General features: G+C 62.7%; 23 protein-coding genes, 1 tRNA gene and 2 pseudogenes. 13 read left to right on the top strand and 13 right to left on the bottom strand.

Going from position 1 to position 26,926, the window contains the following annotated elements; genetic code table 11:
* The first annotated feature begins 80 nt into the window (after positions 1-80).
* Complete coding sequence (locus X760_RS49815; protein ID WP_023718229.1) at positions 81-1,220, top strand: alpha-D-ribose 1-methylphosphonate 5-triphosphate diphosphatase; 1,140 nt, start codon at positions 81-83, stop codon at positions 1,218-1,220.
* Entirely contained in the window at positions 1,217-1,846 is a 630-nt protein-coding gene (gene phnN, locus X760_RS49810; protein ID WP_023718228.1) for a phosphonate metabolism protein/1,5-bisphosphokinase (PRPP-forming) PhnN, read from the top strand. Before X760_RS49815 ends, phnN begins: the two co-directional genes overlap by 4 nt.
* Positions 1,847-1,935: 89 nt before the next feature.
* Here phnN and X760_RS49805 read toward each other — a convergent pair whose 3' ends face one another.
* The 4 genes and pseudogenes from X760_RS49805 to X760_RS49790 form a co-directional block, all read right to left on the bottom strand.
* On the bottom strand, positions 1,936-2,466 hold the full coding sequence (locus tag X760_RS49805) for a DUF2231 domain-containing protein (RefSeq protein WP_023718227.1): 531 nt from the start codon (positions 2,464-2,466) through the stop codon (positions 1,936-1,938).
* 151 nt (positions 2,467-2,617) lie between these two features.
* Positions 2,618-3,613: an ABC transporter permease gene (locus X760_RS49800; RefSeq protein WP_023718226.1), complete on the bottom strand. Its 996-nt coding sequence runs from the start codon at positions 3,611-3,613 to the stop codon at positions 2,618-2,620.
* 23 nt (positions 3,614-3,636) lie between these two features.
* Positions 3,637-5,181 (bottom strand): sugar ABC transporter ATP-binding protein, encoded by a 1,545-nt coding sequence (locus tag X760_RS49795; RefSeq protein ID WP_023718225.1) that lies wholly within the window; start codon positions 5,179-5,181, stop codon positions 3,637-3,639.
* Between the two features lie 113 nt (positions 5,182-5,294).
* Positions 5,295-6,256 (bottom strand): annotated as a pseudogene (locus X760_RS49790) (sugar-binding protein).
* A gap of 537 nt (positions 6,257-6,793) precedes the next feature.
* Between X760_RS49790 and X760_RS49785 the strand changes: the two are divergent.
* Together X760_RS49785 and X760_RS49780 are read left to right on the top strand one after the other, a co-directional pair.
* Complete coding sequence (locus tag X760_RS49785; protein WP_023718224.1) at positions 6,794-7,816, top strand: LacI family DNA-binding transcriptional regulator; 1,023 nt, start codon at positions 6,794-6,796, stop codon at positions 7,814-7,816.
* 78 nt (positions 7,817-7,894) lie between these two features.
* Positions 7,895-9,037, top strand: a complete 1,143-nt coding sequence (locus X760_RS49780) for an alpha-hydroxy acid oxidase (protein WP_023718223.1) — start codon at positions 7,895-7,897, stop codon at positions 9,035-9,037.
* Positions 9,038-9,082: 45 nt separating this feature from the next.
* Here the strand turns inward: X760_RS49780 and X760_RS49775 are convergent, their stop codons facing one another.
* From X760_RS49775 to X760_RS49755, 4 genes are all read right to left on the bottom strand, one after another.
* Positions 9,083-9,397, bottom strand: coding sequence for an antibiotic biosynthesis monooxygenase (locus tag X760_RS49775; protein WP_023718222.1), 315 nt, complete (start codon positions 9,395-9,397; stop codon positions 9,083-9,085).
* Between the two features lie 929 nt (positions 9,398-10,326).
* Entirely contained in the window at positions 10,327-11,223 is an 897-nt protein-coding gene (locus X760_RS49765; RefSeq protein WP_023718219.1) for an ankyrin repeat domain-containing protein, read from the bottom strand.
* A gap of 320 nt (positions 11,224-11,543) precedes the next feature.
* Positions 11,544-11,620, bottom strand: a tRNA-Arg gene (locus X760_RS49760).
* A gap of 325 nt (positions 11,621-11,945) precedes the next feature.
* Positions 11,946-13,433 carry a HAMP domain-containing sensor histidine kinase gene (locus X760_RS49755; RefSeq protein ID WP_023718217.1) on the bottom strand — a complete coding sequence of 496 codons (1,488 nt, stop codon included), beginning with the start codon at positions 13,431-13,433 and terminating at the stop codon, positions 11,946-11,948.
* Between the two features lie 334 nt (positions 13,434-13,767).
* Between X760_RS49755 and rpmH the strand changes: the two genes are divergently transcribed.
* The 5 genes and pseudogenes from rpmH to yihA all read left to right on the top strand — a co-directional run bounded on the left by rpmH (position 13,768) and on the right by yihA (position 17,553).
* A complete protein-coding gene (gene rpmH, locus X760_RS49750; RefSeq protein ID WP_008833937.1) occupies positions 13,768-13,902 on the top strand; it encodes a 50S ribosomal protein L34 in 135 nt (44 codons plus the stop codon).
* Between the two features lie 23 nt (positions 13,903-13,925).
* Positions 13,926-14,279, top strand: coding sequence for a ribonuclease P protein component (rnpA, locus tag X760_RS49745; protein WP_023718216.1), 354 nt, complete (start codon positions 13,926-13,928; stop codon positions 14,277-14,279).
* A 13-nt stretch (positions 14,280-14,292) separates the two neighbouring features.
* Complete coding sequence (gene yidC, locus X760_RS49740) at positions 14,293-16,116, top strand: membrane protein insertase YidC (protein ID WP_023718215.1); 1,824 nt, start codon at positions 14,293-14,295, stop codon at positions 16,114-16,116.
* A gap of 144 nt (positions 16,117-16,260) precedes the next feature.
* Positions 16,261-16,897, top strand: a pseudogene (locus X760_RS78815) (CatB-related O-acetyltransferase).
* Entirely contained in the window at positions 16,894-17,553 is a 660-nt protein-coding gene (gene yihA / locus X760_RS49730) for a ribosome biogenesis GTP-binding protein YihA/YsxC (RefSeq protein WP_031193748.1), read from the top strand. Before X760_RS78815 ends, yihA begins: the two are co-directional and overlap by 4 nt.
* A 21-nt stretch (positions 17,554-17,574) precedes the next feature.
* Here yihA and X760_RS49725 read toward each other — a convergent pair whose 3' ends face one another.
* The gene (locus X760_RS49725) at positions 17,575-18,324 is read right to left on the bottom strand and encodes a TetR/AcrR family transcriptional regulator (RefSeq protein WP_023718213.1); all 750 of its coding nucleotides are present in this window, start codon (positions 18,322-18,324) and stop codon (positions 17,575-17,577) included.
* A gap of 143 nt (positions 18,325-18,467) precedes the next feature.
* Between X760_RS49725 and X760_RS49720 the strand changes: the two genes are divergently transcribed.
* A complete protein-coding gene (locus X760_RS49720; protein WP_023718212.1) occupies positions 18,468-19,646 on the top strand; it encodes an HlyD family secretion protein in 1,179 nt (392 codons plus the stop codon).
* A 67-nt stretch (positions 19,647-19,713) separates the two neighbouring features.
* The gene (locus tag X760_RS49715; protein ID WP_245278551.1) at positions 19,714-21,267 is read left to right on the top strand and encodes a DHA2 family efflux MFS transporter permease subunit; all 1,554 of its coding nucleotides are present in this window, start codon (positions 19,714-19,716) and stop codon (positions 21,265-21,267) included.
* A gap of 212 nt (positions 21,268-21,479) precedes the next feature.
* On the opposite strand, the gene msrB is transcribed toward X760_RS49715, so the two are convergent.
* The 4 genes from msrB to X760_RS49690 all read right to left on the bottom strand — a co-directional run bounded on the left by msrB (position 21,480) and on the right by X760_RS49690 (position 24,227).
* On the bottom strand, positions 21,480-21,980 hold the full coding sequence (msrB, locus tag X760_RS49705; protein ID WP_023718209.1) for a peptide-methionine (R)-S-oxide reductase MsrB: 501 nt from the start codon (positions 21,978-21,980) through the stop codon (positions 21,480-21,482).
* A gap of 171 nt (positions 21,981-22,151) precedes the next feature.
* Positions 22,152-22,709, bottom strand: coding sequence for a fasciclin domain-containing protein (locus tag X760_RS49700; RefSeq protein WP_023718208.1), 558 nt, complete (start codon positions 22,707-22,709; stop codon positions 22,152-22,154).
* 203 nt (positions 22,710-22,912) lie between these two features.
* Positions 22,913-23,428 carry an anti-sigma factor gene (locus X760_RS49695; RefSeq protein ID WP_198030472.1) on the bottom strand — a complete coding sequence of 172 codons (516 nt, stop codon included), beginning with the start codon at positions 23,426-23,428 and terminating at the stop codon, positions 22,913-22,915.
* 259 nt (positions 23,429-23,687) lie between these two features.
* Positions 23,688-24,227: a sigma-70 family RNA polymerase sigma factor gene (locus X760_RS49690; RefSeq protein ID WP_023718207.1), complete on the bottom strand. Its 540-nt coding sequence runs from the start codon at positions 24,225-24,227 to the stop codon at positions 23,688-23,690.
* A 126-nt stretch (positions 24,228-24,353) separates the two neighbouring features.
* On the opposite strand from X760_RS49690, the gene X760_RS49685 reads away from it, so the two are divergent.
* The gene (locus X760_RS49685; protein WP_023718206.1) at positions 24,354-25,850 is read left to right on the top strand and encodes an amidase; all 1,497 of its coding nucleotides are present in this window, start codon (positions 24,354-24,356) and stop codon (positions 25,848-25,850) included.
* Positions 25,851-25,946: 96 nt separating this feature from the next.
* A complete protein-coding gene (gene argB, locus X760_RS49680) occupies positions 25,947-26,840 on the top strand; it encodes an acetylglutamate kinase (protein ID WP_023677482.1) in 894 nt (297 codons plus the stop codon).
* The last annotated feature ends 86 nt before the right edge of the window (positions 26,841-26,926 follow it).

The following is a 26,926-nucleotide window of genomic DNA, read 5'->3' as shown; positions in this document are numbered from 1 at the left end:
GATGACTATTTCCTTTAACCGCATTGTGCGACGCCAATCCATTTTCAGTTGGCTGCAAAATGCTCCGAGGACTGCCTGAGATGACCGCCGAGACCGTTCTTGACAACGCCCGCATCGTGCTTGCCGACCAGATCGTCGAAGGGTCGATCGTGCTGCGCGACGGCGTGATCGCCGACATTGCTCCCCGCGCTGGCCGCAGCGGCGAGGACATGGGCGGCGACTTCATCATCCCTGGCCTGGTCGAGCTCCACACCGACCATCTCGAAGGCCACTACGCGCCACGGCCGAAAGTGCGTTGGAACCCGATCGCCGCGGTGCTCGCCCACGACGCGCAGGTGGCGACCGCCGGCATCACCACCGTGCTCGACGCCTTGCGCGTCGGTATGGACGAGGACGCCGACCTGACGGCCGCCGACATACGCAAGCTGGCCGAGGCGATTGAGGACAGCGTCCAGCAGGACCGGCTCAGGGCCGACCATTTCATCCATCTGCGCTGCGAGGTTTCGGCGCCGGACTGCCTCACAGCCTTCGCCAATTTCGACGGCGACGAGCGGGTCAGGCTGGCGTCGCTGATGGACCACGCGCCGGGACAGCGGCAATTCGTCGATCTCGAAACCTATGCGTATTACTACCAGCGCAAGCTGAAGCTGACCGATCGCGATTTCCAGAAATTCTGCGAAAAGCGGATGGCGGAATCGGCGAAGAACTCGAGCCCGAACCGCAGCTTCATCGCCGCTGCGTGCAAAGAGCGCGGTATCGTGCTCGCCAGCCATGACGACGCAACCGTCAGCCATGTCGATGAAGCGATCGAGCAAGGCGTCCGTGTCGCCGAGTTCCCGACCACCGAGGAGGCGGCTCGGGCTTCGAAAGAGGCAGGGCTCGGCGTTTTGATGGGCGCGCCGAACGTCATGCGCGGCGCTTCGCATTCGGGCAATGTCTCGGCCCGCACACTGGCCGGCGACGGCCTGCTCGATATCCTGTCATCGGACTACATTCCGTTCAGCCTGATCCAGTCGGCCTTTTTCCTCGGCGACGTGGTCGAGGGCATCTCGTTGCCTCAGGCAGTGGCGATGGTGTCGAAGAACCCGGCCGAGGCTGTCGGCCTCACCGATCGCGGTGTCATCGAGCCCGGCCGGCGCGCCGATCTGGTTCGCGTGCGCGTCGACGATCACGTCCCGGTTGTCCGCACGGTGTGGCGGCAGGGACGGCGGGTCGCATGATGGTGTCGGCATCGGTCGAGCGTGAATTGTCCGCCGCGGGATTTCCAATCCGCGACGGCGTCTTCGTCGCCGTCGTCGGACCGAGCGGTGCCGGCAAGGACACGGTGATCGGCTATGCGCGCGCCATGTTTGCCGACGAGAGCCGACTGGAGTTCGTTCGCCGGGTGATCACCCGGCCGAGCGATGCGGCCACCGAGGATCACGATACGCTAGCCGACGCTGCCTTCGTCGAGGCCGAAGCGGATGGCGCCTTCGCGATTTCCTGGGAGGCGCATGGCCTGCGCTATGGCATCCCGGCCGAAGTCGACTGGTCAGTCTCCAACGGCCGTGTCGCGATCGCCAACGTCTCGCGCGCGATCATCCCGACGCTGCGGGACCGCTACGCCAATCTGGCTATCGTCGAGATCACGGCTGCACCGGAGATCCTGGCCGAGCGGCTGGCCTTGCGCGGGCGCGAGTCGCGCGGCGAAGTGCTGGCACGGCTGGCGCGCAGCGCCAATGTGGCGCTGTCCGGACCGGGCGTCACCTCCATCGACAATAGCGGCCCTCGTGAAGCCGCCGGCGAGCGCTTCACCGAGGTGCTGCGCAAGGCCATGGCCTTCTCCGACATGTCGGGCCTCATCTAAGGCGCGCCCATCCGATGCATTCGGGATGGGCGCTACTTGTCTAACCCATATCTTTTTGGAACCGGTATCCACTGTTCGGGATCATGGCCTCATGCGGCGTGCCGATCCCGACCAGCGTGATGAGTATCCGTGCTAGTGGTTGTCGAAGGCTTCGCTGGTGCATCCGCCGGTGTATCCAGAACTGCAACGTGATGCCGATAGACCATCTCCCAGCCCTTCCAGCCGGTGAACAGCAGTATGCAGACCACTATGAACGACAACAGCGCGCCCCACGGTCGGACCGCGGCCTCGGCGCCTTGAGCATAGCGAAGGTAGAAATTGATCAGAGCCACAACGACCGCGGTCAAGTTGCCCAGCATGTGGTACCAGGCGTCGGACAAGGCGCGAATGCGCGGCTCGTTGAGGAAGTCGATAAAACCAGCTGTCGCAGCGAGAAGCGCCATTACGATAGCTGCCCCGATCAGCCACATCGATGCCCGTGCCCAGAAGGCGTCGGCAGTCCCCCAGAAAACCAGGTCGGTGACAAAGGCACCGACAAGAAACGCGACAGGAAAAGGTATCAGCATCGGGTGGAGGGGGTGAGTTCCTATCTTTGCGGTACTTACTGGATTCATGGGCATGGGACGCCTCCGCGTAGCAAAGCTTAAATAAACGCTCAGATACGGGTTTCGTTCCAAATAGAGATTAACCTGAACTGCTGTCGCGAAGCTCAGGCTGACCTTTTCATGCCTGCCAATGGCAGTCGGCGTATTTCATCCAGCTATTTTTGCGTCATTCCGCGGCAGCACCCGCCACGCCCTTGCGGGTGGCTTCCAGCATCCGCCGCCGCGCCCTGAACACGCCCCATTGCTGGTCGACCAGAACGCCGATGAGGATCACCCCGCCCATCACGGCGAAGTTGAGCGAGGACGGGATACCGAGCAGGTTGACGAGGTTCTGCAACTCCTGCAGCAGCACCGTGCCGAGCAGGACGCCGATCAGCGAGCCTTCGCCGCCGCGCAGCGAGAAGCCGCCGAGCACCGCTGCCGCGATGGCGTAGAGCTCGTAGAACTGGCCGTGGCTCGCCGGCGAGATCGAGCGTGTGTACATGGCGAAATAGATAGCCGACAGCGCCGTCAGCACGCCGCAGATGACATAGGCGGCCATGACGATGCGGCCGGTGCGGATGCCGGAATATTTCGCCGCTTCCTCGTTCTTGCCGATGGCGTAGAGATATCGCCCGAACACCGAACGGTGCAGCACCACCCACATGACGACGGCGATGACGATCAGCGCGATGAAACTGTTCGGCACGCCCCAGGACCGCCCCGCCGTCAGGAACTCGAGTTCCGGGAAGTTCTGTCCGAAGGCAAAGCCGGCGGTGCCGTCGGCGGTATAGAAGCGCGCCACGCCGCGATAGATCAGCAGGCCGCACAAGGTCACCACGAAAGGCTGCAATTTGAGCCGGGTGATCAGCCAGCCATGCGCCAGCCCGATGATGCCGCCGAGCACCAGGATCAGCGGCAGGGCGACCGGCCAGGCCATGCCGCGCGTGGCGATGAAGTCGATGAACAGCACGCCGAGCAGCGCAACCACCGAGCCGACCGACAATTCGATGCCGCCGGTGATGATGACGAAAGCCTGGCCGATCGACAGGATGCCGAACAACCCGATCAGGTTCGAGGTGTTGGCGAGATTGATCGGCAGCAGGAAGCGCGGGTTGATGATCGCTACCACCGCGCCGACCGCCAGGATCAGGATCAGCAGGCCGAGATCTTTCTTGCTCATCGTCGTCTCCCAATGCCGGCGAACTATTTCGGCTGCTTGCCGACCGCCAGCAGCAGCACGTTTTCCTGGCTGAACCGTTCCTTGTCGAGAATGCCGGAGATCTGGCCTTCATGCATGACGGCGATGCGGTCGGAAACACCGATCACCTCCTCCATGTCGCTGGAGATCATCAGCACGGCGACGCCGGCATCGGCCAGCGCCCGCATCAGCCCGTAGATCTCGGCCTTGGCGCCAATGTCGATGCCGCGTGTCGGCTCGTCGAGGATCATCACCTTCGGCTTCATCGCCAGCCATTTGGCCAGCACGACCTTTTGCTGGTTGCCGCCCGACAGCGTGCCGGTACGCGTCTGCACGGAGGGCGCCCTGATGCCCAGATCGGTCTTCTGTTTCTCGGCGGTGGCGGCCTCGGCGCTGGCCGAGACCAGCGAGCGCCGCGAATGCGCCGGCAGATTGGGCAGCGAGATGTTCTGGGCAATCGACAGATCGAGCAGGATGCCGGTCAGCTTGCGGTCTTCCGGGACGAGGAAAATACCGTTGGCCACTGCGTCCGCGGCCGAACCAAGAACCAGATCTTTTCCGTCAAGTTGGAACGAGCCGCCAAAGCTCTTGTCGATGCCGAACAGCACGCGCGCCAGCTCCGTCCGACCGGAGCCGACGAGACCGGCAAGGCCGAGGATCTCGCCATGCCTGACGTCGAGGTCGACGGGCCGGTCGGGATAGGCGGCGGTGCGAATGGCCTTGACCGACAGCGCGACAGAGCCCGGCGGGCGCGCCGATTCTGCGGCCTTCTCCCTCTCCTTGAGCATGCGGCCGATCATCAGCTTGACCATCTGGTCGTGATTGATGGCGCTCTTCGGCAAAGTTCCGGCGAGCATGCCGTCCCTGAGCACGACGACGCGGTCGGCGACGCGCTCGACCTCGTGCAGGCGGTGTGAGATGAAAATGACGCTGATGCCGTCTGCCTTCAGCGCCTTGATGACACCAAGCAGCTTGTCGGTTTCGGCGATCGGCAGGCTCGAGGTCGGCTCGTCGAGGATAACCAGCCTTGCCTTGATCGACAGCGCCTTGGCGATCTCGACCATTTGCTGCTGGGCCAGCGACAGCGCCGATACCGGCGTATCGGCCGAGAAATTGGCGCCCACGCGTTTGAGCAGCGGCGCCGCCAGCGCTCGCAGCCTGGCGCGGTCGACCAGCTTGAGCGGGCCGGCGCGCAGCGGTTCGCGGCCGAAGAAGATATTGGCGGCAACGTCGAGGTTTTCGAACAGGTTGAGTTCCTGGTGGACGAAGGCGATGCCCGAACCGATGCTGGCCTCGACAGTCAGCCCGTCATGGGCGGCGCCATCGACAATGATGGTGCCGGTGTCCGGCCTGGTGACGCCGCCGAGGATCTTCATCAGCGTCGATTTGCCGGCGCCGTTTTCGCCGACCAGGCCGATGACCTCGCCGGGCCTGACCTCGATCGAGAACCCGTCCAGCGCGACAACGCCGGGATAGGTCTTGCGCACACCGTTGAGGCTCAGGAACGGAGCGTCCGTGGATGCAACGATGGATGGGTCGGAATAATTCATCACGCCTGACAGCAGCCGGTGAGCCGTTTTGGACTCAGACTGACGGGCCTCGCGAGGCCCGTCAATAGAACGCCGGCTCAAGGCGAACCTTGAGCCGGCGCAACCTAGTTTGCTCAGTTTCCAGACATCGCCTTGAGGCTGGCGGCTAGGCGTCGACATCGTCCTTGCCGATGATCTTGGTCGGGATGATGATCAGTCCATCGGCGGGAACGCCCGACTTGTTGCCTTCGAGATAGGCGGCCATCAGCTTCATGCCCTGATAGGCCCATTCGAAGGGCTGCTGCACGACGGTGGCGGCGACGGTGCCTTCCTTGACGCCGCCCAGCGTGATCGGATCGTCGTCGAAGCCAACGACGGTGATCTGGCCGAGCTTGCCGGCATCGCGCAGCGCCTCATAGATACGCGGCGTGTTGTAGGAATAGAAGCCGACCATGCAGGTGACGTCGGGGCTGGCGACCAGCGCGTCCTCGACGTTCTTCTTAGCGCGGGCCTGGTCGATATCGTCGCCACGCACGTCGACCAGTTCGATCTTGGTGCCGGCGAGGCCGTCCTTCATGCCCTGGATGCGTTCCTTGGCATTGTCGGCGCCGAGCAGGCCGACGAAGCCGAGGCATTTGCCGCCATCTGGCATCGCCTTCTTGGCAATCTCTGCCGCCTGCTTGCCGGCATCGACATTGGACGAGCCGATATAGGCGACACGCTTGGTCTGCGGTGCATCGCTGTCGGTGGTGAACAACGCCGTTTCCGAGGCGATCTTGTTCAGCCCGTCGGTCGACGTCTTGGGATCGACGGCCGAGACCATGATCGCCTTAACACCGGCCGTCACCAGATCGTCCATCAGGCGCTGCTGGATGGCGACCGAGGACTGCTCCGGATATTTGAGTTCTAGATTGTAATTGGGCAATTCGCCTTGAGCCTTCTTGACCCCGGCTTCGGCAGCCTTCCAGAAATCGGAAGCGCCGTTGACGACGAAGGCCAGTGTCGGCTTGTCGTCGGCCCGCGCAATTGCGCTCACGGACAGGCCGAGCAGCAGGGCCGCAGCGGCGACGGACGCATTTCGTATCGCAGATTTCATATTCAACCTCCCATTTGACTCAGTAATTTTCGCTGATGATGAACGTGCCGGCGCGGCTTGGACGCCCTCCTCCTCAGGGTTCCGGCAGCGAAGAACGACGCCATTCCAGCCGCGATCGTCGACTTTAGAGACTCATTCGTCGTTCGTAAATAGTCCGATTTGTCTGACATTTCCTCGAAACGGCAGGCGAGCTTCGGTTGACGGGAACTGTCCGCCACTAGGCTGGCTTACGTTCCGAACATGCGCGGGTCCGATGTTCGTCCGAGCATGATGGATTGACGTTATAGGGCCGCCGGATATTAGTAAAGAGTATTAGTTTAATCGGGATTCTCACAAGAAAGGGGCCTCCCAATGCGCTGTCACGTCGGATTCGCGACTAAATCACTTAAGACGGCACTTATATCTATTAGCATCGCTTTACCTTACAAATGCGAGATTTGAGGGACGAATGACATGAACGAACCACTACGCGATCCCGTCCTTGAGGGTACAAGGCGGCGCAAACCGTCCGGGAAAAACCCCAGAGGCCGCGTTACCATGACCGACATCGCCAGGGCCGCCGGTTGTTCGCAGGCGACGGTTTCGTTCGTCCTCAACAACACGCCGGGCATCAGGCTATCGCAGCAAACTCGTGAGCGGGTGATAGAGGCGGCGCGGGCCCTCAGTTATGCGCCGCCGGTGTTTTCCGCCCTGCGAGCCCCGGTTGCCGCTTTTGACGGGCTGGATGGCGTGATCGGCTTCGCCGTCGACCAATTGGCGACCAGCCCGGAGGCGGTCGTCGCCATTGAAGGGGCGCGGCAAGCCTCGTGGAACGCTGGCAATGTACTTTTGGTGGCGCAGACCATGGGCGACGAGGTGATGGAGCCCCGGGCCATCGCGGCGCTGACCAAGCAGGGCATTTCGGCGCTGATCTACATGACCATCTTCACCCGCGAGATCGTCGCGCCGGAGTATCTCTACGGCCTCGACATTCCGGTCATCCTGCTCAACTGCTACACCGCCGACTATGCCTTCCCCGCCGTGGTGCCGAGCGAGATCGCCGGCGGCCAGAGCTCGACCCGGCACCTGATCAGCCATGGCCATCGCCGTATCGCCACCATCACCGGCGAGCCATGGATGCAGGCGGCGCAGGACCGGCTGAAGGGCTACCGCCGGGCGCTGGCGACAGCCGACATCCCGTTCGACCCGGCCTTGGTCGTCGAAGGCGATTGGTCGGCGAGCGCCGGCTATGCCGCGACCATCAAGCTACTGGCGCTGAAAGACCGGCCGACCGCCATCTTCTGCCAGAACGACCGCACCGCGATCGGCTGCTACGAGGCGCTGAAGGAGGCCAGCCTGCACATCCCCCAGGATATTTCGGTGGTCGGCTATGACGACGAGGAGATCGCGCGCCATCTGTTCCCGCCGCTGACGACGTCGATCCTGCCGCATATGGCGATGGGGCAATGGGCGATCGAGCAGCTGGAAGTCCCCGCCCCTCCCGGTCGTGGCCGCCATCCCATCACCAAGCTCGAATGCCCGCTGGTGGAGCGGGAGTCGGTTGGCGCGGTGGCGGGCTGACGCGAGGCGGCGGAATAGTCGGCGATCGACAATTGCATAGGCTTGACATCGCGCCCCGCATAGATCCGATTGAGCCCTATGAGGTTGCAAAGCTGCTATAATTTTCAGGACTTTCGCAGGCTGGCCAGACAGCGCCTGCCAGGACCGATCTTCGACTATATCGATGGCGGCGCGGACGACGAGACGACGCTGCGGCGCAACACGGCTGCGTTCGAGGACTGCGACCTCGTCCCAAACGTGCTTGCCGGTGTCGGGCAGATCGACATGTCGGTCACCGTCATGGGCCAGAAACTGGCGATGCCGGTCTATTGTTCGCCGACGGCTCTCCAGCGGCTGTTTCACCATAGCGGCGAGCGCGCCGTCGCCGCGGCGGCGGAGAAGTTCGGGACGATGTTCGGCGTCTCGTCGCTTGGGACGGTCAGCCTGGAGGAAGTCCGCAAGCACAGGACGCCGCAGGTCTATCAGTTCTATTTCCACAGGGATCGCGGCCTGAACCGCGCCATGATGGAGCGCGCCAAGGCGTCCGGCGTCGAGGTGATGATGCTGACGGTCGACAGCGTCACCGGCGGAAACCGCGAGCGTGACCTGCGGACCGGCTTTTCCATCCCCTTTCGGCTTACGCTCGGCGGCATGATGCAGTTCGCGATCAAGCCGAGATGGGCCATCGACTATTTGACGCACGACAAGTTCAGCCTGCCGCAATTGGACGGCCATATCGATCTCGGCGGCGGAGCGCTTTCCATCAGCCGCTATTTCACGGAGATCCTCGATCCATCGCTGGATTGGAAGGACGTCGAAGACATGGTCCGCTTCTGGAACGGCCAGTTCTGCCTGAAGGGGATCATGAGCGTTGCCGATGCCAGCAAGGCGGTCGACATCGGCTGCACCGGCATCGTTCTGTCAAATCATGGCGGCAGGCAGTTGGACGGCTCGCGCAGCCCGTTCGACCAGCTGTCGGAGATCGTCGACGCGGTGGGCGACAAGATAGACGTGATCATCGACAGCGGCGTCCAGCGCGGCACGCATGTGCTGAAAGCCCTGTCGTTGGGTGCCAAGGCCGTCGGTATCGGGCGCTACTATCTCTTCCCGCTGGCAGCCGCCGGACAGGCCGGCGTCGAACGGGCGCTCGGCCTGATGCGAACCGAAATCGAACGCGACATGCGGCTGATGGGATGCAGGTCGGTGGCAGAGCTTTCCAGTGGGAATGTGCGGTTTAGGTGAGTGGCGGGAGATGCGCACGGCATAAGCTTTGTCGAAATGCGAACACTACACCGACCTGCCGCCGCTCCTGCCGTCCGTTTCGAAGACGGCCTCGCCGGAAACAGCATCCGTATATCCGCCTTCAAGCTGCTGCAACGTATGCCGGAACCGATCAAGATTGCCTAGCATTTTGGGCCGAGCATCGACCATGTGCTGGAAAGTGTCCCACTCTCCAATCGAAAAGAAGGCGCCATCTCCGGATTTGATGAGAGCCATTTTTCGCAATCCCTCGAAATTGCGCGGAGCGCTGCTGAACAGTTCGACGAATTCGTCTTCACTTCCCGGCTTGACCTGGAAGCGGACGCTGTTGAATGCCATCATGTATGCTCCCCCCGTGAAAGACCTGAAGAACCTCGAATGCGCGAAAGCCCTAAGGCACCTCAAACCCTCAAACGAGCGTATCGGAAAATCGGAAGGTTGGCTTCAGCCATCTCACGCCGAACGCCTGTTCCTGGCGATGTTTGTTAGGAAGAGGACGACACTCGATCTCAATCGCGCGCCCTGCTGGCCAGCAATGAAACGCGCTGTTAACGCCGTTCGCGGGTGACAGGATGTTGGCCGCAGGTCAAACGTGTAGTCTGCATCTGGCTGTCAGTTGCGGAGGCGGAAATGAATTTGCTTCGGATTGCGCTCTTGTGCACGGCCATGATCGACCTTGGAATGCCTACCGTTCGCGCTGAGGATCGGCCTGTGCCGCCGAACAACAAAGCCGCAACAGTGCAGCCGCCCGTTCATTGTGAAGGCCAAAACTGTCTCCCGCCGGCGAAAGATCCCGTGCAGGAATGCACCGGCCAGGATTGCACGCCAGCGCCGCCGACTGAACCGGGTCCGGAGATCAAGCAGGCCGACTGAGTCGGCATCAGCAGACCATCCCCTCTTTTGGCAGGGATGGCGCTCAGCCCTCGCGACCCTCCGACCACCGGCGCCGGTCACGGTCATAGTCGGGCGGCTATGAGCTCACCGCGCCCGAGAGGCCCCATGAGGCGGGCCGTGCATTGGATTGATGGCGCGCCCGAAGAGGATGAAACTGGGAACTCGTATGTTATTGCTGCGCCTATCGATTTCTCAGATCACCGCTCGGAGCCGAAGGTCCGCCTTGCGCGCCATAAACTGTCCCTTGCCACCCCTGAACAGCCAAAATCGGATCCAACCGGTCATTCGTCAAGGGGAAGCGAAGTGACCTCCATGCAGAATTCGAGCGCTCATCGGCGTTGGGCGCAATCCGGCCGCGGCCCTCCTGGGGCTAACGTTCAGGGCAGCGGGATCGGCTTGTCGCTGAGTGTGCGCAAGTAGGCGATCAGGTCGACCCGTTCGGTCTCGTCCGGAACACCAGGCGTCTCCATGTAAACGCCCGGCGTGGTGAGCATGGGTCCGAAGAGATATCTGTTCAGATCCTCGTACGTCCATACACCCTCCCAGCCGAGCAAAGCGTCGGAGTAACGCATTTTTGCCACAGACGCCTTGTCGCGACCGACGACGCTCCACAAGTTGGGTCCCGTCTTGGTCGCTCCCTGTGGCTCGGCATTGTGGCAACCGGCACACAGGCGGGTGAAGTAGGTTCGGCCTTTCTCGACATCGGCAGTAGCCAACTTCATCGAGATCGGAGCTGGTGTTGGCAAGACGACGCCGTGCGACATGAGATAGTCAGCGACTTCGCGTTGCCTCTTGAATTTTGCCAGATGGAGCGGCGTCTTGCCGTCCTTTGTCTTCGCATTCACGTCCGCGCCGGCCTCGACGAGTGCCTTCACGCAGTCGAAACAACCGAGATTCACCGCGATGTGGATAGCGTTTTCGCGGCTGCGCTTCGAATTTGGATTTGCGCCCCCATCCAGCAACAGATTGATCAGGTCGATCCTGCGTTTTGCCAAAGCCGGCATGAGCGCAGGCCCCAAAAGCGGCGTCGGGGCGGCGTTAACGTCGGCACCGCGTTCCATGAGCAGTTTTGCCGCCGCAAAATGCCCGCCCCTAACCGCAAGATAGAGTGGTGTCGCGCCCCCGTCGCTCTCATCGACGCCGGCACCAGCGTCGAGCGCTGCCGTGATCCCGGCGACATCGCCCTTCATGGCGGCGTCGTGGATGGAGGCGGCATGCGATACAATCGGAATGTGTAGAAGCACCAACAGAATGAAAGGCAAGAACCCGCGCATTAGCATCTCCCAAGGCAAGCCTGAGGACCCGGCACGATTTCAAGAAGGGCGAGGTTAGTACGAATGCTCGATAGCGGCAACGCACGTGTGATCGAGTTCGCCGCCGCCGTGGCGGGCGGCGGCAGCGCATGCAGTCGCCTGCATGCAAGGCGGTCCTAAACATCAGCCGACCAGCCGTGGCTCATCCCCCAAGGAGAAGTCGTTTCTCAGCGCCGGGAATCCCGCAGATTTGCCGGTAACTGCTAAAGCGCCACCACGATGGCAATGATGAGCGGCTAAGCGGTCCATCGATGCCGGTGGATTGGGATGTACATTACAAATGGCGCGCCCGAAGAGATTCGAACTCCTGACCCCCAGATTCGTAGTCTGGTGCTCTATCCAGCTGAGCTACGGGCGCGCAACAGGCCATGCTTTGCATAGCCCCGCGATCCGATCCTGGCGACCGGCCGCGAATGTGAGCTGTTCCCTAGCGACTGAATTTGCGAAAAGCAAGCCGATCCTGGCCAAAAGTTTTGCCGTCACGTTTTGCCGTCATGCGCCGGCCGGCGAAGGTAAGATCGCGTCACGCGGCGGCCGAGCCGATAGGTCGTCGTCTTGGATCGGTCATTTGCCAATCGGAACGGTCCGTAACGAAACAAGCCGTTGCACGGCGGCCGAGCCGATGACTCTTAGTCCCGGACCAACCATTTGCGAATTGAAACGGTCCGTAACGAAACGGTTCGTTACGCCGGGCGGCGCAGGCCGTTGCGGGCTTGGTCGAGCCGGACCGGCTGGTCGGGAATGGTGACGGCGAATGTGGTGCGGCCGCCGATGCTTTCGACCAGCTCCACCGTGCCGCCATGGGCGCGGATCAATTCATGGGCGATCGCCAGGCCAAGGCCGGTGCCGCCGCTGCGGGCCGAGCCGCGAAACGCCGCGAACAGGTTTTCGCGCGCCTTCGGCGGCAGGCCGGGGCCGGTGTCGGTGACGACGATGCGGCTGACGCTGCCGATGCGCTCGGCCGATATGGTCAGGCGGCGCACTACGGCGCTCTCGGTGTCCGCCGCCATCGCCTGCACGGCGTTGCGGCTAAGATTGGTGAGCACGCGGAACAGCTGATCGGAATCGGCGTCGACCTCGAGCACCGGATCGACGGCGTTGACGAATTCGATGCCGCATTCGATGTCGAGCAGGCCCTGGACGTCCTCGACCAACTGGCGCAGCCGCAGCCTGCGACGCGACGGCGGCGGCTCCTGGGTGCGGCCATAGGACAGCACGCCTTCCGAATAGGACACGGCGCGATCGAGCGCGCGCAGCAGTTTTGGCGCGAAGGCCTGAACAGTCGGGTCCTTTACCTGGCGCAGGCGGTCCGACATCAGCTGCGCCGAGGCAAGGATGTTGCGCATGTCGTGGTTGATCTTCGACACGGCCAGGCCGAGATCGGCCAGGTGCTTCTGCTCGGTCAGCATCTTTTGCAGCCGCTCCTGCATCTGCGACAGCTCGCGTTCGGCGACGCCGATCTCGTCGGCCCGGGCGGCGGGGTGAATGATGCGACCGGGATCGTCGGGCGCCTCGGAAAAGGACAGCATCGAGCGCGTCATCGTCCTGATCGGGCCGATCATGATCAGGTCTATCGCGGCGTAGACCAGCATGGCGGTGAACAGCGAAATCAGCAGCGAGACGAAGGCGACGTTGCGCGAATAGATCAGCATGGCATTGCGCAGGCGGTGGTCGGGCATGATCAGCTCGAACTCCTTGTCGCTGTCGCCGACCGGTCCGAAAACGCGCAGCATCCTCTTGCCGCCGAAAAACAGCGTGTCCAGCGCGCCGGTCATGCCCTTGATCATGCCGACATTGGCGATATCGATATGCTCGTCCACCTGCGGCGGCATTTCGGCCACGACCAGCAGCCGCGAGACGCCGCCGTCGCGCACGGCGATCGCCTTGGCGCCGATCGCCATCAGCACGTCGTTCTGGGCGGCACGCGACAGCGAGGCAGGTTCGCCCTGCACCAGGACGATGGAAACAGCAGCGGCAGTACTCAGCCTCTCCTTCAGCCAACTCAGCCGGTAACTGGCGATCCAGGGCACGAAGATGAGGATTTCAGCCAAGAGCACGAAGACGATGGTGAGCAGCAGCAACTTGGTCGACAGGCCGCGCGCCAAGGGCACCCTGCGGGTGGCGGCCTTCGCCTCGGCGATGCTTTCGTCGGTTGCTGGGACTTCACTCATGCTCGTCGTCACGGCTGCCTGTCATCACGGCTGCTTGTCTTAAGGACTGCTTGTCTTCACGATCGCTTGATCGGGTGAGATTAGGCGATTGCGGCTTTTTTGCCAAATTCATCCTTGGTCGAAGCCGAACAAAGGGCCGCAAGACTTCCCTGCCGGTCCGACAACGCCGGCCCGACGCGCTGGATTGACTTCCAAAACCCTTCTTTCTATAAGCCCGCTCACGCTCGGGCCATTCGTCCCGGCGCGGTTTCGATCGCGCCAAAACCGGCCCGGCAAAGCTCCTGTTACAAAGTGACAGAATCAAGAAGGGCCGCACCCCGCGGTATTTAAACAAATGAAGCGTACTTACCAGCCGTCCAAACTCGTCCGCAAACGCAGGCACGGCTTCCGTGCCCGCATGGCCACCAAGGGTGGCCGCGGCGTCGTCGCAGCCCGCCGCAACCGCGGCCGCAAGCGTCTCAGCGCCTGAGCACCAAGCGAGAGACAAGATCGTTGCCCGCAACCGGCAAGCCAACGGGTCCCCATCCCAAGCGGCTTCTGAAGCGCGCGGAATTCCTGGCTGTCCGCCGCGGCGAAAAGCGCCGCGGACGGCTTTTCCTCGTCGAGGTTCTGGGCCGCGGCGACTGCGAAGCGCCGCGCGTCGGCTATACCGTCACCAGGAAGGTCGGCAACGCCGTCGTTCGCAACCGCATCCGGCGGCGGCTGAGAGAGGCCGTGCGCACGCATGCCGCGGATGACATGGCGCCGGGCAATGATTATGTCATCGTCGGGCGCGAAGACGTGCTTACCACTCCGTTTGGCCAGTTGAAGGCCGAACTCTCCCGCAGATTGCGTGGAACACGATAGGCCAAGGGCTTCGATGGAAAACAACCGCAACTTCTTCATCACCATCGCACTGTCGGTGCTGATCCTGGCGCTTTGGCAATATTTCTATGTGATGCCGCGCAGCGAGATGCAGCGCGAAGCCGCCCGCATCGAAGAGCAGCGCGTGGCGGAGCAGAAGAAGGCCGCCGAAGGCACCAGTCCGGGCGCCAGCGAAACACCGGTACAGCCCGGCGCCATTCCGAGCGCGCCTGGCGGCGACGCGGTGACGCCGGCCGGCCGCGACCAGGCGATTGCCTCGACCAGCCGCGTCAAGATCGACACGCCGAGCCTCGAAGGTTCGATCAACCTCACCGGTGCGCGCCTCGATGACCTCCGGCTCAAGCATTACAGGGAGACGGTCGACAAGACCTCGCCCGAGATCGCGTTGCTCAACCCGGCGTCCCTGCCGAACGGCTATTTCGCCGAGATCGGCTTTTCTGGCGCGCCGGATGTGGGCACGCTGCCCGGCCCCGACACGGTCTGGCAGACCGACGGCAAGGCGACGCTCACACCGGCGACGCCGGTCACGCTGACCTTTACCAACGACAAGGGCCTGACCTTCAAGCGCACCTTCTCCGTCGACAGCCAATATATGTTCACCGTATCCGACACGGTTCAGAACGGCGGCTCGGCGCCGGCGACGTTGTCGAACTATGGCCGCGTTACGCGTTTCGACAAGCCGGCCATCGCCAGCACCTATGTGCTGCACGAGGGCCTGATCGGCGTTACCGGAAGCGAGGGCCTGCAGGAATACAAATACTCCAGCGTCGAATCGGACAAGGAATACAAGCCAGGCAAGTCGACCGACGGCTGGCTGGGCATCACCGATAAGTATTGGGCGGTGACCCTGGTGCCGCCTAGCGGCCGCGAATTTCAGCCCAAATTCTCTTATTTCGAGTTCAAAAGCGGGCCCCATCCGCACAGCTACCAGTCCGATTTCCTGTCCGATCCCGTCACGGTCGCTCCCGGGCAATCGACGACCGTGGAGTCGGAGATATTCGCCGGCGCCAAGGAAGTTTCGACGATCAACGCTTATGAAAAGGACCGTCATATTCGCCAGTTCGACCTGCTGATCGACTGGGGCTGGTTCTATTTCATCACCAAGCCGATGTTCTGGCTGATCGACACGCTTTACAAATTCTTCGGCAATTTCGGCCTGGCGATCCTCGCCACCACCGTCATCGTCAAAGCGCTGTTCTTCCCGCTCGCCAACAAGTCCTATGCGTCGATGGCGAACATGAAGAAGGTGCAGCCCAAGATGCTCGAGATCCGTGAGAAATACGCGGACGACAAGATGAAGCAGCAGCAGGCGATGATGGAGCTGTACAAGACCGAGAAGATCAATCCGCTCGCCGGTTGCTGGCCGGTGGCGTTGCAGATCCCGGTGTTCTTCTCGCTCTACAAGGTGCTCTACATCACCATCGAGATGCGGCACGCGCCGTTCTTCGGCTGGATCCAGGATCTGGCGGCGCCGGATCCGACATCGATCTTCAACCTGTTCGGGCTGATCCCGATCACCTTGCCGCACATGCTGATGATCGGCGTCTGGCCTCTGATCATGGGCGTGACGATGTTCCTGCAGATGCGCATGAACCCGACGCCGCCGGACCCGACGCAGGCGGCAATCTTCACCTGGATGCCTGTGATCTTCACCTTCATGATGGCGGGTTTTCCGGCCGGCCTCGTCATCTACTGGGCCTGGAACAACACGTTGTCGATCCTGCAGCAGGGCGTGATCATGAAGCGGCAGGGCGCCAAGATCGAATTGTGGGACAATCTGGTCGCGCTGTTCCGCAAGAAACCGTCGCCGGCGGAATAGCCGGCGCTCCGATAATGCGAAACCAGAAAGCCCCGGTTCGTCCGGGGCTTTTTGCACAAGCTGCCGGCCTGGATTAAGCGATTGGTACTGCGGGACGGATCGCGCTATTTTGGCCTGCCTGGCAGGTGCTCGACGGAGCTCGATATGACCGGACCCAATCCATCGATCAAGCATCCGATCCCGTTGCACACACGCGTCGGCTTTCTGAAACCGCTGGTGACGGCGCCTAATATCGAGATCGGCGACTTCACCTATTATGACGACCCTGACGGACCCGACAAATTCGCCGAAAAATGCGTGCTGCATCATTATCCGTTCATCGGCGACAGGCTGGTCATCGGCAAGTTCTGCGCCCTCGCCGAGGGCGCGCGTTTCATCATGAACGGCGCCTCACGCCATGTCCGGCTTTTCGACCTATCCGTTCAATATCTTTGGCCACGGCTGGGAAGAAGGCTTCGACCCGGCGACATGGTCGAAGGAGGTGCGTGGCGACACAATCGTCGGCAACGACGTCTGGATCGGCATGGAAGCGGTGATGCTGCCGGGCGTCAAGATCGGCGACGGCGCCATTGTGGCGGCAAAGTCGGTGGTGACGCACGATGTGCCGGCCTATGCGATCGTCGCCGGCAATCCGGCCAAGGTGGTGAAGATGCGCTTCGATGACAGGACCATCCGGCGGCTGCTGGCGCTGGCGTGGTGGCACTGGCCGGTGGAAAAGATCAGCCGCAATCTCGATGCCATTCGTGGCAGCAACATTTTTCTTCTGGAGGCAGCGGTTTGAACGCGTTGAACAAGACCACGATCGGCATCGAATTGTTCACGCGAGCCTGGATCTTCATCCGCGGCGTGCCGGCGATGAAATTCCTGCCGCCGGAGGGTCCACCCGAGATCGCCTTTGCCGGCCGCTCCAATGTCGGCAAATCGTCGCTGATCAACGCGCTGGTCAACCAGAAGGGGCTGGCGCGCACCTCCAACACGCCGGGCCGGACGCAAGAGCTCAACTATTTCGTGCCGGGCGGATTTTCGGGAGAAGGCGCCGATCTGCCGCCGATGGCACTGGTCGATATGCCGGGCTATGGCTACGCCACGGCGCCGAAGGAAAAGGTCGACGAGTGGACGAAGCTCGTGTTCGACTACCTGAAGGGCCGGGTGACGCTGAAGCGCGTCTACGTGCTGATCGACGCCCGCCATGGCATCAAGGCCAAGGACGACGAGGTGCTGTCGCTGCTCGACAAGGCGGCGGTGTCGTATCAGATCGTGCTGACCAAGACCGACAAGATCAAGGCGGCGGGGGTACCACGGCTGATCGAGGAAACGCTGCAGAAGATCAAGAAACGCCCGGCGGCCTTTCCCTTCGTGCTCGCCACGTCGTCGGAAAAGAGCGAAGGCCTCGAAGAATTGCGTGCGGCGATCGTGCTCGCCGCCAACGGCGGATAGGCAACGGAATCCGACGGCTGGTCAGGCGGGGCTGGAGGTCCGTTCCTGCTCTGCAAGCTGTTCGGTGCCGTAGGCCTTCAGGAACACATCGACGCCCGACCTGACGATATGTTCGATCTCGGCCGCACTTGGCGCTTTGGTGCGATAGGCGAATATGCACTGGCGGAAAAGACCGGCCAGGCACAGCTCGGTGAACTGATAGGCGGCAAGCTCGACATCGTCGATCTTCAGCAGGCCGCGTTCGATAGCCATGTTGAGGAAAACGACAACCCTGTCATGGCCGCGTTTCGGGCCGCGTTCGTAAAATCGCGCGCCAAGCTCCGGAATGCGTTCCGACGCGCCGATCACCGTCCGCTGCGCCAGGATGACCCTCGCCGAGGTGATCTTCATGGACAGCACGATGCCGAACTTCACCAGCGTCTGGCGAAGGTCGCCGATCTGGTCCAGCACTTCGTACATGTTCTTGAAGATCGTGCCGCGTTCTTCCTCGATCAGCGCTTCGAACAGCTCTTCCTTGTTGGCGAAGTAGACATAGATGGTGCCCTTGGACACGCCGGCCTCGCGGGTGATGTCGTTCATCGACGCGGCTTCGAAGCCCTTGTCGATGAAGACACGGCGCGCACCGTCGATGATCTGGCTGCGCTTGACTGGGTCTTGCCCCGCGGCCGGGCGGCCGCGCGGCAGACTGTCCAGCAGCTCGCACTGGTCCTTGCCAGCGCCGGGCAATGGGCCTGACTCAGGCAAAGGAGCGGCCTTGGGGGCTTCGGCCATAATGTCACACCTCGTAAAATAATTCGAACCATCCGGTTCGATTGCTCTTGATATGGGCCTCTTTAAGCGCTAAGTCAATGTCGAGATCGAACCGAACGGTTCAGTCTGACAAAATTCAGCGCCAGTTAATTTAGAGAGATATCATGTCCTCGAACGCGCCCACCAGTGCCGAAGTCCGCCCTTTCCCCAGTGCCAAGGTCCAGCCTGCGATCGAAGCGCCGGAAGCCCCTGTCAAACCCGCCGACGTCACCCCGCTGGCTCCCGCCAAAAAGAAGCGCTCGATGCGCTCGATGTTGTTGCCCATCATCGGCCTGGCCCTGCTGGGCGCCGGCGCCTGGTATGGCTATGATTACTGGACCGACGGGCGCTTCATGATCACGACCGACGATGCCTATGTCCAGGCCGACACCGCGTTCATCTCGCCAAAAATCTCGGGTTATGTCGATCAGGTCAAAGTGACCGAGAACCAGCAGGTGAAGGCCGGCGACCCGCTGCTGATCGTCGATGACGGTGACTACAAGATAGCCGTTGCCCAGGCCGAGGCGCAGATCGCCACGTTGAGCAAGACGCTCGACCGCATCGATGCCCAGACCGAGGCGGCGCGCGCCTCGCTCAAGCAGGCGCAGGCGCAGAAGACCGCCGACCAGGCCGCGGCCGATAATGCCAAGCGAGCTCAGGTTCGTGCCGCCCAGTTGCTCAAGACCCGCGTCGGTACCCAGGCCCAGTTGGACGATGCCCAGACGGCGGTCGAGCAAGCCAATGCCGCACTAGCCGGCGCCGACGCGCAGATCGCGGCGGCTCAGGCGAATATCGGCGTGCTCCAGGCGCAGCGGGCGGAATCGGCAAGTACGCTGGGCTCGCTGCAGCTTGCCCACGACAAGGCGGTGCGGGATCTGTCCTTCACCGTGCTGCGCGCACCCTATGACGGCGTGGTCGGCAACCGCTCGGTCGAGCAGGGCGACCTGATCAGCCCCGGACAGAAGCTCGCCGTCATCGTGCCAATGGACAAGCTCTACATCGTCGCCAACTTCAAGGAGACCCAGCTTGCCCGGCTGGTGCCTGGTGAAAAGGTCAGAGTGTCGGTCGACGCGATCGACGGTCAGGACATCGAGGGTACCGTGTCGTCGCTGGCCCCGGCTTCGGGAGCAGTGTTCTCGCTGCTGCCGCCGGAAAACGCCACAGGCAATTTCACCAAGGTGGTGCAGCGCGTTCCGGTTCGCATCGACGTGCCCGCGGATGTGCTGAAGACGGGCAAGCTGCGCGCCGGCCTGAGCGTCGTCGTCGCCGTCGACAGCCGCACGGCGCCTTCGGCATCGAAGTAAAGCGGAACCGGGAGCAAAGGTCATGGCGACCGCAACCCTAACTGCAGGATCGGCGCCGACGCCAGCCATGCCGGCGCCGGTTGACCACATCTCGACACGCCGCGTCATCGCCTTCCTGGCAATGGTGTTCGGCATGTTCATGGCCATCCTGGACATCCAGATCGTCTCGGCCTCGCTGGCCGAGATCCAGGCGGGCCTGAGCGCCAGTTCGGACGAGATTCCGTGGGTGCAGACGGCGTATCTGATTGCCGAGGTGGTGATGATCCCGCTGTCGGGCTTCCTCAGCCGGATGCTGTCGACGCGGGTGCTGTTCACAATCTCGGCGGCAGGTTTCACCGCGGCCAGCGCGCTGGCGGCGACCGCAACCAATATCGACCAGATGATCGTCTACCGCGCCGTGCAGGGCTTCATCGGCGGCGGCATGATCCCGAGCGTCTTTGCAGCCGCCTTCACCATCTTCCCGCCGTCGCGTCGCGCCATCGTCTCGCCGATGATCGGCCTGGTGGCGACGCTGGCGCCAACCATCGGCCCGACCGTCGGCGGCTATATCAGCCATGCCATGTCCTGGCACTGGCTGTTCCTGGTCAACGTCGTGCCCGGCATTCTGGTGACGACGGCCGCCTGGTCGCTGATCGACTTCGACAAACCCAATCTCAAGCTGTTCAGCAAGTTCGACTGGTGGGGGCTTGCCGGTATGGCCGCCTTCCTGGGCTGCATGGAATATGTGCTGGAGGAAGGTCCCAATAACGACTGGCTGCAGGATCAGGCGGTGTTCGTCTGCGCCGTCATCATGACCTTCGGCGCGGTGCTGTTCTTCTGGCGCGTGTTCACCGCCGAGGAGCCGATTGTCGATCTGAGGGCTTTCAGCAATATCAATTTCGCCTTCGGCTCGCTGTTCTCCTTCGTCGTCGGCATCGGCCTCTACGGTCTGACCTATCTTTATCCGGTGTTCCTGGGGCGCATCCGCGGCTACGATTCGATGATGATCGGCGAGGCGCTGTTCGTCAGCGGCCTGGCCATGTTCTTCACCGCGCCGATCTCCGGCATCCTGTCGAACAAGATGGACCCGCGCATCATAATGATGATCGGCTTCTTCGGCTTCGCCACGGGGACCTGGTGGATGACGCATCTCACCGCCGACTGGGATTTCTATGAACTGCTGATCCCGCAGATCCTGCGCGGTTGCTCGATGATGCTGTGCATGGTGCCGATCAACAACATTGCGCTCGGAACCCTGCCGCCGGAGCGGCTGAAGAATGCGTCTGGCCTGTTCAACCTGACCCGCAATCTCGGCGGCGCCGTCGGCCTGGCCGTCATCAACACCGTGCTGATCGACCGCAATGCCTTCCACTACGCCAGGCTCTCCGAGCACGTGCAATGGGGAAGTGCCGCTGCGCAGCAGAAGCTGCAGAACATGACGCTCAACTTCGAGCAGACCGCCGGGCTCGACGCCTCCAAGGCGGCCATCTCCAAACTGTCGGGCATGGTCCAGCAGCAGGCGTCGCTGCTGTCGTTCATGGACGTATTCTTCATGCTGACGGTTTTGTTCGCGACGCTTGGGCTCTTCACCCTGGTGATCCGCAAGCCAGCCGCTCAGGGCGGCGGTGGCGGAGGCCATTGAGGCGCGCTGGATCCCCCGCCTGGCGCCCTCGCGCATGACCCCGAAAAGCGATTTCGGGGTCATGCGCAAAATCAACCATTACGAAGTCTTGGAGCGGCGGACACTCCACCGCTCCAACTTTTTGTTTGAGCATCGGATTTTCCCAAAACCGCTTCGCACTTTTGGGTCCGATGCTCTAGCGCTCTCCGACAAAGTCAGGGGCGCAGCCATCCTCAGGCCGTCGCCGGCTTGAAGGTCAAGGCGACACCGTTGATGCAATGCCGCAACCCGGTCGGCGGCGGACCGTCGTCGAAGACGTGGCCGAGATGGCCACCGCAGCGGCGACAATGGACCTCGGTGCGGGTCATGCCCAACGACTTGTCCACGGTCTTGCCGATCGCGTTGGGGATTTCCTGCCAGAAGCTCGGCCAGCCGGTGCCGGAATCGAACTTGGTCTCTGACGAATAGACCGGCAGGTCGCAGCCGGCGCAAGCGAAGATGCCTTTGCGGTGCTCGTTGAGCAGCGGACTGGTGCCCGGGTATTCCGTGCCCTCCTTGCGCAGCACATTGAAGGCCGCGTCGGACAGGATGGCGCGCCACTCGGCCTCGGTCTTGGTAACCTCGAAAGTCTCGGCCGCGCGTGCATCCTGGGCTCCGCCCATGCGCAGCGCGGCAGCGCCTGCGACCACGCCAATGGCTGCCGCACCACTCAAAAGAAGCTCGCGACGGTTCATGGCCATTCCTCCTGTTACTGCTTGTGCCAAATTCGACCGCCACACGGAAATCAAAAGCCGGTGACGATCGCTGTCCTCAAAGCGGGACTCCGCGCCTATCCACTTGCGTGAACGGCGCGGAGGGTGCGCAGGGAGGCCCTTAGCGATATCTTCGCCGGCAGCGTGCGTTTGTTACATCTTCGGCAGGAGAATCTTGTCGACGACGTGGATGACGCCGTTGGACTGCTCGACATCGGCGATCGTCACATTAGCGACATTGCCGTTCTCGTCGGTCACGGTGACCTTGCCGCCGTCGGTCTTGAGCGACAGTTCGCAACCACCGACCGTCTTGACCTTGTGGGTGCCACCGTCATCCTTGACAATCTTGGCGACGTCGGCGGCCATCGCCTTGGCGCCGATGACATGGCAAGTCAGGATCTTGACGAGCTTGTCCTTGTTTTCAGGCTTGAGCAGCGTCTCCACCGTGCCGGCTGGAAGTGCCGCAAAGGCCTCGTTGGTCGGCGCGAACACGGTGAAGGGGCCAGCGCTTTGCAGCGTATCGACCAGGCCGCCTGCCTTGACGGCAGCGACCAGCGTCGTGTGGTCCTTCGAGTTGACAGCATTTTCGACGATGTTTTTCTGGGCATACATGGCGGCGCCGCCGACCATCGGATTTTGGGCATAGGCAATGGTGGCGAGCGCAGAAATGGCGACCGTTCCGGAAAGCAAAAGGGTGGCGAATTTACGCATGATTTCAATCTCCTCGGGTTATCGTTCCCCTCATTCGGGAACGCAAGGAGATACGCAATAGAAATGCCGGAGTTTCGCCCTCTCCGCAAAAAAAAATTGTCGCTACAATTTGCCCGGCGCGGATCGACATCCGCCAACAAGCTTTGCAGGCGGTTAAATCGCGGAAGATAGATTTCAGGTCTGCTTCCAGAGGCAAGAATCGGTCAGACGCTCTTCAGATCGCCCGCTGCGACCACCGGTCCAGTCGGCTGGCCGGTCGGTGAACCACCTGCAGGCTCGACGCTGACCGCAAGCACGGCGCCTTGCGCCAACTTTCCCTGAACAGCGGGCGGGACGGCCAGATGCACGCTCGCACCGGCCGGGATGACACCCATCGACACCGGCGCATTCTTGCCTTCGATCATCCACAGTTCGAAGTCCTTGCCCGCGGCCCGCTCGCCGGAAACGTGGGAAAGACGGATCTCGTGACGGGCGGCATCGNCAGTTCGAAGTCCTTGCCCGCGGCCCGCTCGCCGGAAACGTGGGAAAGACGGATCTCGTGACGGGCGGCATCGTAGACGACGAGATATTTGACGTCGCTGCCTTCGGCCGCCAGCGAGGCGACAAGCCGCGTCTGCGGCGGTTCGGTGGGCGGGCGGAAGTAAGGCACGGCGATGTAGATCGCCAGCGCCGCAATGGCGGCGGCGGCAAGACCGCGCCAGAAGCCAAGGCTCGACCACAGGCCGGCGCGCGGCTCTGCAGCGAACAGCCGGCGGTCCAATGCTTCCTTGACCCTGATCGGAGGCTCTGTCTCCGGATAGGCGGCGGCCATCGGGGAAAGATGCGCCTCCCAGGCATCGACAAGGCGCGCGAAGGCGGCGTCCGCATCGATGCGGCGCGACGCGATCTCGCGTTCATCGGCGGCCAGCACGCCAAGAACGTATTCGGCGGCGAACAGGTCGTCGCCCCCACGTTCCGGTCCATTGTCGTCAGCCAGCGTCATCTTTCCAGGCATTCTCTCAGTTTCAACAGGCTGCGCCGCAGCCAGGTCCGCATCGTGTTCAGCGGTACGCCATAGCGCTCCGCGAGCTCCGCATAGCTTTTGCCATCCAGATAGGCGCCCCGGACGGCCGCCGCCCGGTCCTTCTCCAATTCCTCGAGACAATGGTAGATGCGTCCGGACTCACCGCCCGCCACGGCCATGGCCTCCGGCCCCGGCGCCGGATCGGCCACGTCGAGCGCGGCATCGATATAGGCGGCAGGCTCTCGCCGCGCCCTGATCCGATCGATCGCATGATTGCGCGCAATGGCCACCAGCCAGGAGATCGGGCTCAGATCCGAAACGGCGAAACGGTCCGCCTTCGTCCATATCTTGACGAAGACCTCTTGAAGCGCCTCTTCTGCATCTCCCCGATCCTTCAATACACGAAGGCAGACGCCGAAAAGTTTCGCGCTGGTCTGCCGGTACAGCAGATCGAACGCAGCCCGGTCCTTCATCGAAGTCCGGACAATCAGGTTGCTGATGTCCTGCGGCGTCATCGGCCGCCAAATTAGGCGATTGCAATGTATTTGCAACGACTGAAATGGTCTTGCGCACTGGCAGCGCCAGCGTCGATTGCCAAGGAAATCGCCGCCCGCTAGCTTGCCATGAGCGGGAGGGCGACCATGTCGATCGAGCGGGTTCTGTGGGAGCATGACGCAACCGGCCAGGCCGCACTCGTGCACAAGGGAGAGATCACACCGCAAGATCTCGTCGATGCGGCGATCGCCCGGGCCGAGGCCACCCAGCCGGAGATCAACGCCATCGCCGAACCGCTTTTTGAGGCGGCGCGGGCGCGAGCGAAAACCGTCGACCACAAGCTGCCGCTTGCCGGAGTGCCGTTTGCGCTGAAGGACCTCGGCATTGCCATGAAGGGCGTGCCGACGCATGGCGGCAGCCGCATCCCAGCCTACACCCCCGATTTTAACTCGGTCATGACGGAACGCTATCTGGCCGCCGGCCTGGTCCCGATCGCCACCAGCACCGCACCCGAACACGGGCTGAGGCTGGTGACCGAGTCGGTGGCTTACGGCGTCACCCGCAATCCATGGGACACCGCTCACACGACCGGCGGTTCCTCGGGCGGCGCGGCTGCGCTGGTCGCGGCCGGCGTCGTGCCGGTGGCGCATGCCTCGGATGGCGGCGGCTCGATCAGGGTGCCTGCGGCCTGTACCGGGCTGGTCGGGTTGAAAACCTCGCGCGGCCGCGTGCCCTTGACGCCGCTCGTCACTGAAAGCTGGTACGGCTTTGTCGTCGACCATGCGTTGGCCCGCTCGGTGCGCGATACGGCCCTGCTGCTCGACCTGACCCACGGGCCCGAACCGCTGTCGCCCTACGCGGCACCCTCGCCGAACGGCAGTTTCACTGCGGCCGCCGGGCGCGATCCGGGCAAGCTCAAGCTCGCCTTCTACCGAAAATCGCCGCTCGGCCTGCCGATTTCGGAAGAAACCTTGAAAGCTCTGGATGCGGCGATTGGGCTGGCGCGCGAAGGCGGGCACAGCGTCGAGGAGATCGACCTGCCCTATATCGACCGCGATTTCATCGCCGATTTCGCCAGAACCGTCGCCGCGGCGGTGGCCGGCACGATGCGTGGCGAGGCCTTGCGCGTCGGCCGCTCCATCTCAGGCGATATCGAACGCGCCACGCGCGTGATGAGCCGGTTCGGTGAAATCCTCTCGGCCGGCGAAATCTATGCCGGCCTGCAGCGGCTGCACGCAACCTCGCGCCGCCTTATCACCGAAACCGCGCACTATGATGCAGTGCTGATGCCTGTCATCGCGCACCCGCCGCTCGCCTGCGGCACCATGGACCCGAAAGGCGCCGACGAATTCATCGAGAATGTCCTGGACAGACTGCGCCTCGCCGGCCTGCTGAAGTTCAAGCCGCTATTCGGCCAGCTGATGGACAAGAGCCTTTGGTTCACCCACTGGCCGGCGATCCAGAACGTCAGCGGGCAACCGTCGATCACGCTTCCGGTTTACGTGACCGATGCCGGCCTGCCGCTCGGCGTCCAGGCCGCCGGCCGCCCCGGTGACGAGGAGACGCTTTTGTCGTTCGCCGCGCAGATGGAAAAGATCTCGGGATGGCTGGGCCGGCGGGCGCCGCTGCAGGTGCCGGCATAGGCGGTGATTTGATCGATCGTGACAGCAAAGCCGTTTGCCCCCTCGTCCAATTCCCGCTAAGACGCCGCCGTTCATGCCAAGCTGGGAACCACGCCGATGACGGATGTCGCCGCCACCGCCGAAATGCAGGCCGCGCTGCTTTCAAGGGCGCTGCCCTATATGCAGCGCTACGAGAACAAGACGGTCGTGGTGAAATATGGCGGCCACGCGATGGGCGACATCGCGCTCGGCAAAGCCTTCGCCCGCGACATCGCACTGCTCAAGCAATCCGGCGTCAACCCGATCGTCGTGCATGGCGGCGGGCCGCAGATCGGCGCCATGCTCAGCAAGATGGGCATCGAATCCAAATTCGAGGGCGGCTTGCGTGTCACCGACCAGAAGACCGTCGAGATTGTCGAGATGGTGCTGGCCGGGTCGATCAACAAGGAAATCGTCGCGCTGATCAATGCCGAGGGCGAGTGGGCGATCGGCCTGTGCGGCAAGGACGGCAACATGGTGTTTGCCGAAAAGGCGCGCAAGACCATGATCGATCCTGATTCCAACATCGAGCGGGTGCTCGACCTGGGCTTCGTCGGTGAACCGGTCGAGGTCGACCGCACATTGCTCGACCTCCTGGCACGATCCGAAATGATCCCGGTGCTGGCGCCGGTGGCGCCCGGCCGCGACGGCCATACCTACAACATCAATGCCGACACTTTTGCCGGCGCCATCGCAGGCGCCTGCCAGGCGACGCGCCTGCTGTTCCTCACCGACGTGCCCGGCGTGCTCGACAAGGACAAGAAGCTGATCGACGAGTTGACCGTGGCCGAGGCCAAGGCCCTGATCAAGGACGGCACGGTCTCGGGCGGCATGATCCCCAAAGTCGAGACCTGCATCGAGGCAATCGAGCGCGGCGTCGCAGGCGTCGTCATCCTTAACGGCAAGACGCCGCATGCGGTGCTGCTCGAGCTGTTCACCGAACACGGCGCCGGCACGCTGATCGTGCCGTGAGTGGCCTCAGTCTGTCCAACGCCGCGACAGACCGGAAGACCATCCGATCACCATCGCGCCGCTTGTCGAGACAGGCGGGCGGGCGA

It is taken from the genome of Mesorhizobium sp. LSHC420B00 (assembly GCF_000503055.1).
Classification (GTDB): domain Bacteria; phylum Pseudomonadota; class Alphaproteobacteria; order Rhizobiales; family Rhizobiaceae; genus Mesorhizobium.
The sequence above is the reverse complement of the archived record's forward strand: the minus strand, read 5'-3'. Positions and strand labels throughout refer to the sequence as shown.